Source organism: Paenibacillus mucilaginosus 3016, assembly GCF_000250655.1.
Taxonomy (GTDB): Bacteria; Bacillota; Bacilli; order Paenibacillales; family NBRC-103111; genus Paenibacillus_G; species Paenibacillus_G mucilaginosus.
The window spans coordinates 1607386-1621245 of record NC_016935.1 but is presented as its reverse complement, the minus strand read 5'-3'; the positions used below and the strand labels follow the sequence as shown (position 1 = coordinate 1621245).

Annotated in this window: 11 protein-coding genes and 1 riboswitch; of the genes, 5 read left to right on the top strand and 6 right to left on the bottom strand. The window is 62.1% G+C overall.

Going from position 1 to position 13860, the window contains the following annotated elements; all coding sequences use genetic code 11:
* Positions 1–259: 259 nt before the first annotated feature.
* Both PM3016_RS07295 and PM3016_RS07290 read right to left on the bottom strand, forming a co-directional pair.
* On the bottom strand, positions 260–3814 hold the full coding sequence (locus tag PM3016_RS07295; protein WP_014368942.1) for an S-layer homology domain-containing protein: 3555 nt from the start codon (positions 3812–3814) through the stop codon (positions 260–262).
* 13 nt (positions 3815–3827) lie between these two features.
* Positions 3828–5387, bottom strand: a complete 1560-nt coding sequence (locus tag PM3016_RS07290) for a M4 family metallopeptidase (protein WP_014368941.1) — start codon at positions 5385–5387, stop codon at positions 3828–3830.
* A gap of 250 nt (positions 5388–5637) precedes the next feature.
* Between PM3016_RS07290 and PM3016_RS07285 the strand changes: the two genes are divergently transcribed.
* From PM3016_RS07285 to PM3016_RS07270, 4 genes are all read left to right on the top strand, one after another.
* The gene (locus tag PM3016_RS07285; RefSeq protein WP_014368940.1) at positions 5638–6606 is read left to right on the top strand and encodes an AAA family ATPase; all 969 of its coding nucleotides are present in this window, start codon (positions 5638–5640) and stop codon (positions 6604–6606) included.
* A 7-nt stretch (positions 6607–6613) separates the two neighbouring features.
* Positions 6614–7714 (top strand): DUF58 domain-containing protein, encoded by a 1101-nt coding sequence (locus PM3016_RS07280; RefSeq protein ID WP_014368939.1) that lies wholly within the window; start codon positions 6614–6616, stop codon positions 7712–7714.
* Positions 7711–9060 (top strand): DUF4129 domain-containing protein, encoded by a 1350-nt coding sequence (locus tag PM3016_RS07275; RefSeq protein WP_014368938.1) that lies wholly within the window; start codon positions 7711–7713, stop codon positions 9058–9060. Before PM3016_RS07280 ends, PM3016_RS07275 begins: the two co-directional genes overlap by 4 nt.
* Before the next feature lie 107 nt (positions 9061–9167).
* Positions 9168–9267, top strand: a riboswitch (purine riboswitch).
* A gap of 68 nt (positions 9268–9335) precedes the next feature.
* Positions 9336–10673, top strand: a complete 1338-nt coding sequence (locus tag PM3016_RS07270) for a 5'-deoxyadenosine deaminase (RefSeq protein ID WP_013914808.1) — start codon at positions 9336–9338, stop codon at positions 10671–10673.
* A gap of 100 nt (positions 10674–10773) precedes the next feature.
* Here PM3016_RS07270 and PM3016_RS07265 read toward each other — a convergent pair whose 3' ends face one another.
* Genes PM3016_RS07265 through PM3016_RS07255 form a run of 3 tightly spaced genes read right to left on the bottom strand, consistent with a single transcriptional unit; the run spans position 10774 to position 12415 of the window.
* Positions 10774–11334 carry a GNAT family N-acetyltransferase gene (locus tag PM3016_RS07265; protein WP_014368937.1) on the bottom strand — a complete coding sequence of 187 codons (561 nt, stop codon included), beginning with the start codon at positions 11332–11334 and terminating at the stop codon, positions 10774–10776.
* Positions 11335–11361: 27 nt separating this feature from the next.
* On the bottom strand, positions 11362–11949 hold the full coding sequence (locus tag PM3016_RS07260) for a DUF1349 domain-containing protein (RefSeq protein WP_014368936.1): 588 nt from the start codon (positions 11947–11949) through the stop codon (positions 11362–11364).
* Positions 11939–12415 carry an NUDIX hydrolase gene (locus PM3016_RS07255; RefSeq protein WP_014368935.1) on the bottom strand — a complete coding sequence of 159 codons (477 nt, stop codon included), beginning with the start codon at positions 12413–12415 and terminating at the stop codon, positions 11939–11941. The genes PM3016_RS07260 and PM3016_RS07255 overlap by 11 nt, the downstream gene beginning before the upstream one ends.
* 163 nt (positions 12416–12578) lie before the next feature.
* On the opposite strand from PM3016_RS07255, the gene PM3016_RS07250 reads away from it, so the two are divergent.
* A complete protein-coding gene (locus PM3016_RS07250) occupies positions 12579–12971 on the top strand; it encodes a hypothetical protein (RefSeq protein ID WP_014368934.1) in 393 nt (130 codons plus the stop codon).
* A 73-nt stretch (positions 12972–13044) separates the two neighbouring features.
* Here PM3016_RS07250 and PM3016_RS07245 read toward each other — a convergent pair whose 3' ends face one another.
* Positions 13045–13758, bottom strand: coding sequence for a FadR/GntR family transcriptional regulator (locus PM3016_RS07245; RefSeq protein WP_014368933.1), 714 nt, complete (start codon positions 13756–13758; stop codon positions 13045–13047).
* Between the last annotated feature and the right edge of the window lie 102 nt (positions 13759–13860).

Genomic DNA, 13860 nt, shown 5'->3' with positions numbered 1-13860 from the left:
GCTAAACCACGGTTTATTATTCTAACATTTTAAGTGTAACGCCGGCACCACGCTGGTGTCAATTGGAATTTCGCCCGGTGAGCAGCATAAAGAAGACCGCCTCTTCCGGGGCAGTCTTCTTCTGATCATCCGCATGATATATGATATTGCAGATTACTCGCACTAAGGTCGGGCAAACCGGGGCTCGGCCGTCCCGAGGAGGCTCGTCTTACCGAGGGGGCTGCGGTTGAGCCTGGAAGGCCGCTGCAGCCGCCGCTAACTATCCTCCGGTGCCCTTGACCGTCAGCATAAAGTTCAGGTCGAACTTCTCGTAACGGTTGGTGAGATGCGCCGTCAGCGTTACCTGCGTATCGGCCGCCGGGCGGGTGACCCGCCCCGCAGCCGTAACGACATCAGGCACAGAGGAGGTCCAGCCGACAGCCGCCCCGTGAACCGGAGCGCTTGCAGGAAGGATCAGATCCTGCGTCACACTGTCATTCCTGTCTCCTGCCGCGAACTTCGGTTCCAGAGCCGAGGCATCCTCAATCATCGCATACCAGTCGTCCAGAATCATATGGATAATAGCGTCAAAATCATTCTGAATGGCACTCTGCGTCGTATAGGCGCCGTTCTGTGCCACTTGGTCCAGCATATACCCGCCGATGATCAGCAGCTCATAATCTTCCATATACGTATAATACTCGTTGTCGAGATGAAGGAGCGGAGACATCAGTGCGCCAAGCATCTCCTCCGGGGTGCCCGCTTCGTTGACCGCACGGATGGCACCCGCTTCGTCTCCGCCCAGCTGCAGCCCCTCTACTGTAAGATCGAGCAGGTCCTGCACCGCCCAGCGTCCGGTGAATCCTGAGCCCCGGCCGAGCAGCACTGCCTCCGCCGCCTCGATCTTCCGGGCATTCGTCAGGCTGTAATAAGGAGTGAGCTCCAGCCACAGGCCGGCCGATTCCAGAGCTTCCCGCATCTCGGCGGCATTGTCCGCGCGGTTAATGGAGTCAAGCGCGAGACGCACCTCCTCTTCCAGCGGAAGAACTTCGACCGTCAGCGTGGCGGTGAGTCCGGTCTGCTTCAAGCTCAGCGTATGCTTTCCGGCAGCCAGCGTATTCAAGAAGGCAGGCAGAATTACCACCTCGCCCGGTTCCATACCAGCTGCAAAATCCCTGCCCTGAACGAGCCCCCTGTCACCCAGCCGGATCGATACGGCGGAGAGATCCCCCGGCACGGACGGCTGTCCGCTGCCATCCGTCTTGGTCAGGGCGAAAAGCGCTTCGACGGCCGCATCCGCTTCCCGCAGCACCGCCCCGTATACAGCCTGGGCGGTCAGCGAGCCTGCTGCAGGCCGGACCTCCAGCACCGCTCCGGCCGTCAGCCCGCCGAGCGCGAACGACAGCGGTACGAAGCCCTCTTCGAGGGAATTCAGGAAGAACGGGGTCAAGGTAACTTCACCCGTCAGCTCATCCAGTGCATAATGCAGTCCCTGTACCAGCTCCAGGCCATTGGCGCTTATGATCAGCCCCGCAAACCCCTGCACCTCCGCTCCCGACTCGCTTAGATGCTGCAGCCGGATCACGGCAGGATGATCCGCGCCTCCGGCCGGGAACGAAGCGCCGGCGAGGAGGGTTACGCTCAGGAGCTCATCCGTGACGATCCGAACCGGAACGTCAGCTGCCGTGGTGTGCAGGCCATCCGTGATGCTTACCGTAACCAAGGCCGACCCGATGCTTCTCGGCTGAATGACGAGGCCGCCAAGCTCCAGCCTCGTGTAGACCGCCTCATAGACGCTCGACTGCACGGTTCCCGGGACAAACGAAAGGGCATCTCCCTCCCTGTCCGCTGCCAGATCCGAAGGAAACAGGGTGATTCCGGCGCTTTGGGCCAGATGCAGCACCCTTTCTGCTGCCGGTCGTACCACCGGTGCTTCATTGACTGACGAACCACCGGCTCCGCCGGAGGAGGAATCCCCGCCGCTGTCCGTGTCGCTGTCTGTGCCGCTTCCTGTACCGGTGCCTGTACCGGTGCCTGTTCCGGTATCCGTACCTGTACCGGTATCGGCCCCCGTATCCGCATCCGTGCCCGTACCTTGGTCCGCGCCGGTGTCTGTGCCCGCTTCCGTCCCGGTCCCTGTATCCGTCCCGCTGCCCGTACCGCTGCCCGTACCGCTGCCGGTACCGCCGCCCGTTCCGTTACCGGTGCCGCCGCCTCCTTTGCTGCCGCCTTTTTTGCCCTTTCCTCCGCCACCTCCGCCACCGCCGCCTCCACCGCCCCATGCGGGGGCGGCCGAAGCCGGGCCGGAGCCAATCCGGTCCTTCGCCAGGGCGTAGTTCTCCACGACGTCAGACGGCGTCTTCCCGGCAGGCACGATCAGCTGCCCGATCCGCGTGCCTTCCTTAACGGAGATCCGTCCTCCGGCGCTCTTCACCTCCACAGTACCGATGCCCCCCGGCAGGTCCAGCTGAAGAAGCCCCTGCCCTGCCGCGTTGACGGCAGCCACCGCACCGCTGCCAGACACCACCGTGCCCGACCGGCCGGTCCACTCCAGCAGGGTCACCTCCGCCTCCAGCTTCACCTGCTGTGCCCCGGCGCCTACAGTAAGCTTCGGGATCACCACCCCGGCAGCCGCCTCCACGGCCGCGTCCGCCTGCAGGGTGACCGAACCGACCGTCGTCCCCCCGCCCGCTTTGACCCGGACATCGGCTTTCCCGATGTCCACGGCTCCCAGCACCGCCCGGTCGAATACGACCGTGTTGGAGTCGCCGCCGTTCACCACGGTCCGCCCAAGCACGGTCAGACCCGAAGACAGGAAGTCATGCTGCAGCTCCGGCCCGATCTCCAGATCGCCCGTGACGGTGAGATTCTTCAGCGTCAGGTAGTCCGCCGCCGCCTTCACCTTCCCTTCAATCCGGGCTCCGCCGCCGTCCAGCACCCGGTTGCCGCTGAACTCCGCCTCTCCGGCCCCAGCGGGCAGTCCTGCCGCCGTCAGCTCCAGATAGGTGATCCGGGTCAGCATGCCGTCCCGGGCCTCGAACCGGACCTTCGCATGCTGCAGCACATCCGCATTCGCCTCGGAGAACAGCCCGGCCAGTCCCTGAGGAACACGGTATTCCGTACCGTTCAGGACCGCCTTCCCCTCCTTCAGAGCGGTAAGCTCGGCCGGCGGCGCTTCCTTGAGCAGCGGGAGCGCCTTGGCCAGCACCACGGCAATCTCCTGCCGGAGCGCATGCCGGCGGGGGGCGAAAGCCGTCCCGTCGCCGGACATGACGCCCGACTCATACAGATACTGTACGGCGTCCTTCGCCCAGGCGCTGATCTGATCCCGGTCCGCATAGGGAAGGCGGGCTCCCATGCCGCCGGCTTCCGCCCCGGACGCACGCACCAGAATGGCCGCGATTTCTTCCCGGGTGATCGGCGCTTCCGGGCGGAACACGCCCCCGCCGTCACCTTCCATATAGCCCACCCGGCGGACCGCCTCAATATAAGGGACGGACCAGCTGCCCGCCGGCACGTCGGCGAAGGAAGAGCGGGCCGCCTGTTCCATCGGAATCCCCATCGATACGGCCAGTACGGCTGCGAACTCCTGGCGGGTCAGCCGGTCCAGCGGATGGAAGCCTCCATCCGGGTACCCGCTCATGATGCCGAGCCTGCGCATCTCCGAGATTGCCTCCTGTGCCCAGGCAGCCGCCTGATCCGCATCCGTGAAGCCCCCGCCGGCCGCATAGGCTTTGGCGTCCGGCAGAGACCCCAAGGGCCCGCCGCCCGGCAGAGATCCCAGGGCTGTCGAGACCACCAGGGCCGCCGCCAGCATGCCATTCCATTTTCTCATGATTCCCCTCCTCCTAGTTCACACCGACAGCTGTCCAGGCTGCCTGCAATGCCGTGTATTCCCGGGACTGCTCCCCGTAAGCGTCCCGGCATGCCGCCAGGGTAGCCGCCCGGGCTCCCGAGAAATCGGTATTCGGCGCCATGTAATTCAGCGAGGCGCTGTACCAGATCTTCCCCGCATTCACCCGGGAGCCGATCGCCGTGGCAAAGTGGTAGAACGCCTTATTCGGAATGCCCGAGTTCGTGTGCACGCCGCCGTTATCGTCGTTGAGATCCGCATAATAATAATCGCGCATATGCCCCGGCTGATCCCCGAGTTCGGGCTGATCCATATACCGCAGCGCATCTCCCGGCACCCCCGGAGTCCAGATGTCCTCACCGATGAGCCAGTTCCGGTTCTCGATCGCTGCTGCCATCGCATCCGACCAAGATTCGTTCAGGGCGCCGGACTGTCCTTGATAGATCAGGCCTGACGTATACTCGGTGACGGCATGGGTGAGCTCGTGCGCAACGACATCCAGCCCCCCGGCCAAGGAGCTCATATGCACTCCATCCCCGTCGCCATACACCATCTGCCCCAGGGAGCCGCTCCAGAAAGCATTGTTGTAGCCCTTGGAATAGTGCACGCCGGAGATGATGCTCGCTCCTCTTCCGTCGTAGGAATTGCGGCCGAGCACGTTCAGATAGAAGTCGTACACCAGACCGGCGTAGTAATGAGCATCCACCGCCGCCTTCTGCGCCTCCGAATCCCACACATTGTCCTTGTCGCTCACGTACGTCTGTGCCAAAGACCCGTTATTGAACGTATACGTATAAATGGCGGAGCCGAGCGAGAGCAGCTTTGTCCGGTCTTCCAGCACATAGGTGCCGCTCCCCTTCGCAAGGGTCTGTATTTTTTTCTGCGTGCCGTCCAGCCCGTAGCCCTTGGCCGCCAATTCCTGCGCACGGTTCAAAGCGCTCACAATCGAGCCGTCCCCCGCATCGACGAAGATTGTCCAGTCGCCCGGCGCTTCCCCCGCAAGGTAGCAGACGCTGACTTGATAAGTAAGCACGGCCTGATCGCCCTGCGGCAGATACGTCAGCGCGCTGGAGGCAGGAACGCTGAGAGGACCCTTATAGCCTGTGTGTTCCACGGCCTTCTGTAGCGCTTCGGAAGCCGTAATCGATGCCTCAGCCGCTGTGGGTGTCAGGGGCTCGTATTTGCCGGTCACCCCCGTCAGAGACCCGTCCGATTCATGGACAATCAACTGCTCCCCGTACACGGGAATCCCGTTCAGAAGACGGTCGAACCGGGTATGGGCCCGTTTGCCTTCGGTCATCGTTTTCTTCAGCCTGAACTCCCTGGAGACATCGCCGATCCCGTAATCCGCTTTGATTTTGGTCAGGGCGTCGGCCGCACGTTCCTGGGCTCTTGCCCCTTTCAGCGTGCCCAGCTCCCCATGTATCGTATGGATTTCTCCCTTTTCGTTCTTGAGCACCTTCTTGCCCGCGATTGCCTCCGCACTGCCTGTACCGGTCAAGGCCGATACGAACAAGGCGGACAGCACCAGGGTGGACACCGTTCTTCCGTTCATAGTGGCGTTCTCCTCCCAAGGAATGAGTACCGGCTCTCCCTCATGGACTCCGGCCTGCTGCACCTCCCGCCCGCCCCGAAGGGCAAACAGAGGTTCTTCCCTTATTTCGGTAGAACCCCTGCCACAATTTAGCTATTATTGTCGAAAAAAAGTTAAGTTCGATTTCCTCGAACGTACCCGATATACTGAAAACAACAGCACTTGGATGGGGCACGAAAACGTCCGTCCCTTCCGAAAGGAGCACTTGCCTATGTCCGAATCCCTGCAAACCGTCCGCAGCCTGGCCGACCGTGTCCGCACCCAGGTCAACCGGGTCATCGTCGGCAAAGAAGACGTCATTGACCGGCTGCTCATCGCCTTGTTCTCCTCCGGCCATGTGCTGCTGGAGGATGTGCCCGGCACGGGTAAAACGCTGCTGGCCAAAGCCTTGGCCCACTCGGTCGGCGTCGATTTTAAGCGCATACAATTCACGCCGGACCTGCTTCCGTCGGATCTCAGCGGCATTCATTTTTATAACCAGCGGACATCCGAATTCGAATTTCGTCCGGGTCCCCTCTTCACCAACCTCCTGCTGGCCGACGAGATCAACCGGGCGACGCCCCGCACCCAGTCCAGCCTCCTCGAGTGCATGGAGGAGCGGCAGATCTCCATTGACGGAACGACTCACCGGCTGCGCCGTCCGTTCCTCGTCATCGCGACGCAGAACCCGGTGGAAAGCCAGGGCACGTTCCCGCTGCCCGAAGCCCAGCTCGACCGGTTTCTCCTCAAGATCCGCATGGGGTATCCGTCGCACAGCGAAGGGCTGCAGATTCTGAAGCGGTTCCGGCAGGACAACCCGCTGGAGGACATGGCCGGCGTCGCCTCTGCTGAAGACATCACGGAGGCCCAGTCCTTCTGCGCCGGGGTGACGGCAGCCGACGACGTCCTCGCCTACCTGCTGTCCATCGTGGAGGCGACACGGGAGCACGGCGACGTGGCGGTGGGCGTGTCGCCCCGCGGCAGCCAGGCGCTGCTGCGCGCTTCCCAGGTGCACGCCGTCCTGCGCGGGCGGGACTTCGTCACGCCCGACGATATCAAGGCGCTTGCCCTTCCCGTGCTCGCCCACCGCATCGTGCTGAAGCCGGGCCTGCGGGTGCGGCCGCAAGCGGCGGAGTCGCTCGTAAGCCGGCTGCTCGAAGAGCTGCCCGTACCGGCAGAGCCCTCCGCGTCAGCGAGGTGAGTGCGAGATGAGCCTTCACGGCGCACTGCTCATCGCTGCTGCCGCAGCAGCCGGCCAGGGCCTGCTCTTCTCGCGGTTCAATCTCCGCAGGCTCACCTACGAACGCCGCTGGAGCACCCGCACCTGCTATCCCGGCGAGGAGATCGAGCTTGTGGAGAGCATCGAGAACCGGAAGGCCCTCCCGGTCCCCTGGCTGCGCCTCGAATCCCTGCTTCACGGCTCTCTGCAGTTCCGCAGGCAGTTTAACCTCCAGGTCAGCGGTGGCGAGCATTACCAGAACCACCGCAGCTTCTTCAGCCTGATGCCGTTCACACGGATCATCCGCCGTCACAAAGTCGTCCCCCTGAAGCGCGGCTGCTACCGCCTGAGCTCCGCTTCGCTCACGGCCGGCGATGTGCTGGGACTCCTGCACACCACCCGGCAGCTGGAACTTGGCGCGGAGCTGCTCGTCTACCCCGAGCCGCTCCCCGCAGGGGCGCTGGACCGGCCGGGCCAGCACTTCCAGGGCGATCTCACGGTGCGCCGGTGGATGATCGACGATCCGTTCCTGACCGCCGGCACAAGGGAATACCAGGCCGGCGACCCGCTGCGGCGGGTCAACTGGATGGCCAGCGCCAGGACCGGCTCCCTGCAGGTCCACCGCCACGAATATACCGCCGAACGCCGCCTCATGGTCTACCTCAACGTCGAGGACCATGAAGGCATGTGGGACCAGGTGAACCGGCCCCAGCTCATCGAATGGGGCATCTCTGCGGCCGCCGAGCTGTTCCGGCAGGCGGCGGAGGCCGGCATGGAAGCCGGCTTCGGCTCGAATGCAGGCTCCGTCGATTCGCCCAAGACCCCCACACGGACCGGCCTGCAGGGCGGGGCAGGCCAGCATGAAGCGCTGCTCGACACGCTGGCCCGCCTGGTGCTGGAGCTCAGCATCCCGTTCGACGCGTTCCTGGAGGAAGAAGCCGACCGGCTGCAGGACGGCCCGCGCCTGGATATTCTGCTCATTACCGCCTTCGTCAGCGCCAAAATGGCCGGACCTCTCGACCGGCTGCGCAGCCAGGGGCATACCGTAGACCTTCTCACCATCCCTTCGGAAGAGGATGTGAGCCTATGAAGAACACGCTGCGCCCGCTCCTGCTTCGCGGCCTGAGAGCCCTGCTGCAGGGAGCTGCCGAGCTGCTGCTGTTCCTGCCCCTGCCGCTGCTGCTGGCCGTCTACGCGCTGCCTGCGCCGGGCCGCTGGCTCTGGCTGGCGTCGCTGCCGCTGCTCTATGCCGCCGGCTGCGCCCTGGCCCTGCGCCTTCCGCAGGAGCGCCGGCTGACGCGGCACACCGTGGCGGCGGCCTTCGGCCTGCTCCAGGCCGTCTGCACGCTCGGCGCGGGCCTCCCGGCGCTGCTGGCGCTTCCGGCCGGCTGGCTGCTGGCCCGGCGCGGAGCGCGCATGGCGGCGGAGCCCTGGGCGCTGCTCTTCCCGCCGCCCGCCTTCGCCGCCGGGCTGCTGCTGCAGTTCGCCGCGTCCTTCGTCCTGCAGTTCGTCCCCTCGTTCGCGCCCTACCTGCCCCTCCTGCTGTGGGGCGGTCTGGCGGCCCTTGGGACCGCACTGTTCCGGATGAACCGCATCCGGCTGCAGGACGAGACGCTGAACCGCAGCAGCAGCGCAGGGAGCCCGCCGGCCCTGCCGCCGGCGGTGCTCTGGCCGAACCGCCTGTGGACCGCCCTGCTGCTGGCCGGCGTGCTCCTGCTCGCCTTCGGCTCGGCGCTGGAAGCGGCCCTCCGCGAAGGGCTCACCCGGCTTGCGGCCTTCCTGCTCGGCCTGCTGCCGCAGGGCCAGGAACCGCCGCCGGAGGCCGCACCGCCGGCCGCACCGCCGTCGCCGCCCGCCCTGCCGCCGTCCGAGCCGCCGCCGGCTTGGCTGCAGTGGCTGGAGCAGGCGCTGCTCTATGCCGCAGGCGCGCTGCTCACCCTGCTGGCGGCATACCTGCTCTACCGGCTGGCCCGCCGCCTGCCGGGCCGGCTCCGGCGCCTGCTCGCTTGGCTCGCGGAGCGCATGAACCCCGCGCAGCGGTCCGGCAGCGCCGAAGGCTACGAGGACGAAGTCGTCTCGCTGCTGAGGGCCCCGTCCGCGGGGCGGAGCGGCCAAGGCCTCCAGCGGGGCACCCGGCTGCGGGAGCCCCGCTGGGAGGACCTGCGCAGCGGCGGCGAGCGCGTCCGCTACCTGTACCGGGAGTGGCTGCGCGGACAGCGGCGCCGGGGGCTTCAGGCCCCGCCGCAGTGGACGCCGGCCGAGACGGTGCGCGAGGCCGCCGCTGCGAACGGAGCCGCCGCGCCCGGCCCGGCAGCCGGGGAGCTGCTGCGCCTCTATGAGAGCGTCCGGTATGGGGAGAAGCCCGTATCCGACGAAGAGGCGGCACAGCTGCGGAGCCGCTTGGAGGCGGAGACCGCCTCCAAGCCCAAACGGTAAGCTTCTCGGGCGAGACTCCTTCTCGCACTTCATGTTCAGCAATATTCCATGTCAATTTCAATAACACAGATTGACAACTTATCTTCTATCCAGGTATCATAGAGGTAATTTCATACTGTTTTTCTTTTCGTATAACCTTAATGATTGGATTAAGGGTCTCTACTTGGAAACCGTAAATTTCTAGCTACGAAAAAATATGTTCTTTGCCAAAGACATGTTTTTTCGCAGCTAGTTTTTTTATGCACACCATCCGTCGGAATAGGAGAGGGATTGCCATGGGGAACATGCTGATCAAACAGGCGCAGATCATTACGATGAATGCATCGGAGGACATCTTTACGGGGGATATCCGGATCGTGGACGACCGGATCGCTGCGATCGCCCCCCACCTTGCTGAGGAGCCGGGGGACTACGTCATCCATGGCGTCGGCCGGACCTTGATTCCCGGGTTCGTACAGACCCATATCCACCTGTGCCAGACCCTGTTTCGCGGCAAAGGCGACGATCTCGAGCTCATGGACTGGCTCCGCAAACGGATCTGGCCGCTGGAAGCCTCGCATGATGAAGAGTCGATCTATTATTCGGCGATGCTCGGCATTGGGGAGCTGATCCAGAGCGGCACGACCACGATCGTCGATATGGAGACCGTGCACCATACCGAATCGGCTTTTCAGGCGATTGCCGCCAGCGGCATCCGGGCCCTGTCCGGCAAGGTCATGATGGATAAAGGGACGGAAGTCCCTCTGCCGCTGCAGGAGAAGACGGAAGATTCCATTCAGCAAAGCGTCGACCTTCTCGAGCGCTGGAACGGATACGACGGAGGCCGCATCCAGTATGCGTTTTGTCCCCGCTTCGTGGTCTCCTGCACCGAAACGCTGCTCCGCGAGGTCCAATCGCTCTCGGCCTCGTACGGCGTCAAGGTCCATACCCACGCTTCCGAGAATCTCGGCGAGATCGAGATTGTCCAGGCGGAGACGGGCATGCGCAACGTTGTGTATCTCGACCATCTGGGCCTCGCCAACGAACGCCTGATTCTTGCCCACTGCATCTGGCTCGATGAAGAGGAGAAGCGGATTATCCGGGAACGGGGCGTGCATGTCAGCCACTGCCCGGGCTCCAACCTCAAGCTGGCCTCGGGGATCGCCGAGACGCCGGAGATGCTGAAGCTCGATATCTCGGTATCTCTCGGTGCCGACGGAGCGCCGTGCAACAACAACCTCGATATGTTCAACGAGATGCGGCTCGCCGCGCTGATCCAGAAACCGGTTCACGGTCCTACCGCGATGAATGCCCGAAGCGTCTTCCGTATGGCTACGATCGGCGGAGCCAGGGCGGTCGGCATGGAGAAGGAGATCGGCAGCATTGAAGTCGGCAAAAAGGCGGACCTCGCCCTGCTCAACCTGAACGCCTTCCACACGTTCCCCTCCTACGATGTCGATCCGATTTCCCGCATCGTTTACTCCGCCACCAGGGCGGATGTGGAAACGACGATCATTAACGGCCGGATCGTGATGGAAAAAGGCATCATGCGCACCATCGACCCGCTCACCGTGCTGGCTGAGGCGGACCGTTCCATCCAGCGCCTCCTGAAGCGCGCCGCCCTTCCCGTTTGATGTTCCGCAGCTCCGCATGACAAAAAGGCGGTCCAAAGGATAGCGAGCATCCAGCTCACTCCCGTCCTTTGGACCGCCTTTTTATGGTCATGATGTTGTATCATGCGAGCATGTTCCCTTCCTTAAACCGTCCCATCACAATCGTGTCATAGTATCTGCCGTCCCCCAGGAGCTTGTCCTTTCTCAATCGGCCTTCGATCTCAAAGCCCAGCTTGATATACAGGGCGATCGCTTTATGGTTGGTTTCCAGCACATGGAGCCCCATTTTGAGAATCCCGCTCCCGTCAGCCCAAGCCATGGATTGGACCAGCAGCTGCTTCCCGATGCCGTACCCCCAGAACTCCTGCAGCACACAGACACCGAAATCCACTTTATGGGAGAGCCGTTTCAGCGCACTTCCTTCGCATCTCGAAAATCCCACGATATGCTCCCCTGTGTCCGCCACCAAACATAAGTTTCTCTCCTTCTCGGCGTCCGTCCGAATCAGCTGTTCAAAGCCCGGCACGTCAAGAAACGCTTCGCCCCGCTCCCTGTCCATATACTCGGTCTCTCCGTCGATCTGCACCCGTAATGCGGAGAGTTCTTCGGCATCCCGGACAGCCGCCGGCCTGATCCGGTAGCGCAGCCCTTTAACCTCAAATTGTTGTTCGGTAATGATCATATGTACTCCGTTCGCTTGAGTATCCCTCTACTGGTGTGTTTCCCATTGGCACTCCGTTACTTCGAACTGACTGAACACCGCTTGGAAAGAAGACTGCTCCGGGCTGCAGGCATAAATTCCAAACTGGATCTCATCCCCACCCTCAAACAGATGGAAAATCCGCATTTGGGTATACGCGGCCCCATCATAGGACGCCTCAATGCAGTAATCTCTCTCGCGGCGGCTTAACCGGTAATACATCGTCTTGATCTCCGCAGGAATATCGGTCGTGGCCCAGTCGGAGTACCCGTGGTTCGTCACCACGCTCCCCAGCCTCTGGTATCCCTCATTTTCGTATTCCACGGATGCCTTGAACCAGTTCTCGCTGTTCTGGTAAAGGATCACGCCGCACTGGTCGTAGCGCTGTTTGCTGTTATACTCCGTTTTGACCCCGAAGGAAAAGTAACGCTCGGTGGTCTTCATCAGCAAAGCCGGAGCGGAGTCGTTACGGAACCCGTAATACGTGCGCTGCCAAAAGTCGGTTCCCGGTTCGGTTTTGATTATGATCCTGTTCTCCTGCACGACGTATTCTTTCGGTTCGTTGATCCAAAAGCACCGTTCGACATCATACTTCACTTGGGCTCACCCCTTCCTCTCTTTTGGAATTGTATGTGCGCAGGGTCTGCCTTCCTTGAAAATCATAAGGAATGGCCCCGGACTCGAACAGCTTACGGATTCCGGATCGGTAATAAGGCATTTTCTCCTCAGCTTCTTCCAGACCCGCCCATCTCACTTCCGCGATCTCATGGGGGCGTGTAATCCGGATCTCCGTACTCACTGGTCTGGCCTTGAACGTGACGAAGATGACATGCTCCCCCCGATCTTCAAACAGGCACTCATTCACCGCACTGATCCCTTCCAGTTCCACCTCAACCCCGGTTTCTTCTCTTGCTTCTCGGATCGCCGCGGCAGCCCACGACTCACCGGGCTCTACAGCACCCCCGGGTAATGACCAGCTCGAAGAGTCCCTATTTCTGACGATCAATACCTTGTCCTGCTTCTCATTGGCAATCAGTGCATAGGCCACATCCACTCTGTACACGAAACCGCACCCTTCCACTTTTTGGATAGAGTAGTATTCGATATGTGCTCCCCCAAACCCTTTCTCTATATGGAAAAATGAGTCAATTACACAAAGTGGATGAACAGTTCACCAATGAATGGTAAGATGCGGGTAGATGCATATCATGCGAGGGGGCTTTCAGATGAACGGATACTTCCTAAGCGCTTCGATCCTGGTCTTTGTTGTGGGTCTGATCCACAGCGTGCTGGGCGAGGCTCTCGTCTTCCGCCAAATGAGACGCGGCAGTTTTGTTCCGACCGATGGCGGAGGGGTATTGAAAGAATCCAGCGTACGCATTTTGTGGGCCAGCTGGCATGCGCTCACCGTCTTTGGATGGGGGATGGCCTGGCTGCTGCTGTGGCTGGCGCGGCAGCCCTCTCCTGGAGCCGCCTTACCCGTACTCGGGAACACTATCGGAGCCTCCATGCTCGCGGCGGCGTTTCTCGTTTTCGTCGGTACGAAGGCGAAGCATCCCGGATGGGCCGGTCTCTTGGGAGCAGCCGTGCTCGTCTGGATCGGCAGCACGGTCACATAGCCGCTTGCTCTTCCATATCTGCATACGGACCGCACCGGCTTCTGTTCCGCCGCATGGTCGTGTCCTAACCGCCTCAGCGCTTCAAATAGCGGATGAGGACATGCTCCACATGGGACAGGTGCTTCCGCATAGCCTCCTGGGCTTCGCCGGGATCCCCGCGCCTTACGGCTACGTACACGGCCTGATGCTCCTTCAGCAGCTGCCGGGAGACTTCGGGGCTCCCATACATCTGCAGCCGCCGGGTTTCCCGGATGGCCGTCTGCATCTGGGAAGAGATCGAATCGATCATCCGCACGAGAATGGAGTTATGCGTCGCTTCGGCCAAGGTCAGGTGAAAGGCAATATCGGTCTGCTCCCCCTCCACCTCGTCCCCCGGACTCGCTTCCATCCGTCGGAGCACCTCCTCGAATTTGGCCAGATCGGCATCCGTCCGTTTCACTGCGGCCAAGGCGGCATTGGAGATTTCGAGCGCCTGCCGGGCTTCAATCAGCTCCAGCACCGTCTCCCGGCTCATCAGGAGAGAGTCGAATTCCGGCAGGCCCACATCGTCCGCCTCAATCGCTCTGACATAGCTGCCCTCCCCCTGATGAATTTCTACGAGCCCCATCGCTTTCAATGCGCTCAGCGCCTCCCGTACGGTCGACCGCCCCACCTCATACCGCTCGGACAGCTCTTTGGCGGACGGCAGCTTGTCACCCGGCTGAAGCTGGCCTGATACGATTTGATCTTTGATCTGCTCTGCAATCGCTTCATATATTTTCTGCGTTGTAATACGCTTGATTTCCATTCGTCTTCGTGCTCCTTCCCTGCCCGGGGCTTCCTGTCCCTCCCATTGTATACTCCGCTTTCCCTGAAGTACAACCGGCCGCCGGAATGTCAGCTATCCCAC

Excerpts from the sequence above, each read along its gene's own strand:
- PM3016_RS07295 (WP_014368942.1), bottom strand. The coding sequence starts at position 3,814 with ATGAGAAAATGGAATGGCATGCTGGCGGCGGCCCTGGTGGTCTCGACA.
- PM3016_RS07290 (WP_014368941.1), bottom strand. The coding sequence starts at position 5,387 with ATGAACGGAAGAACGGTGTCCACCCTGGTGCTGTCCGCCTTGTTCGTA.
- PM3016_RS07285 (WP_014368940.1), top strand. The coding sequence starts at position 5,638 with ATGTCCGAATCCCTGCAAACCGTCCGCAGCCTGGCCGACCGTGTCCGC.
- PM3016_RS07280 (WP_014368939.1), top strand. The coding sequence starts at position 6,614 with ATGAGCCTTCACGGCGCACTGCTCATCGCTGCTGCCGCAGCAGCCGGC.
- PM3016_RS07275 (WP_014368938.1), top strand. The coding sequence starts at position 7,711 with ATGAAGAACACGCTGCGCCCGCTCCTGCTTCGCGGCCTGAGAGCCCTG.
- PM3016_RS07270 (WP_013914808.1), top strand. The coding sequence starts at position 9,336 with ATGGGGAACATGCTGATCAAACAGGCGCAGATCATTACGATGAATGCA.
- PM3016_RS07265 (WP_014368937.1), bottom strand. The coding sequence starts at position 11,334 with ATGATCATTACCGAACAACAATTTGAGGTTAAAGGGCTGCGCTACCGG.
- PM3016_RS07250 (WP_014368934.1), top strand. The coding sequence starts at position 12,579 with ATGAACGGATACTTCCTAAGCGCTTCGATCCTGGTCTTTGTTGTGGGT.
- PM3016_RS07245 (WP_014368933.1), bottom strand. The coding sequence starts at position 13,758 with ATGGAAATCAAGCGTATTACAACGCAGAAAATATATGAAGCGATTGCA.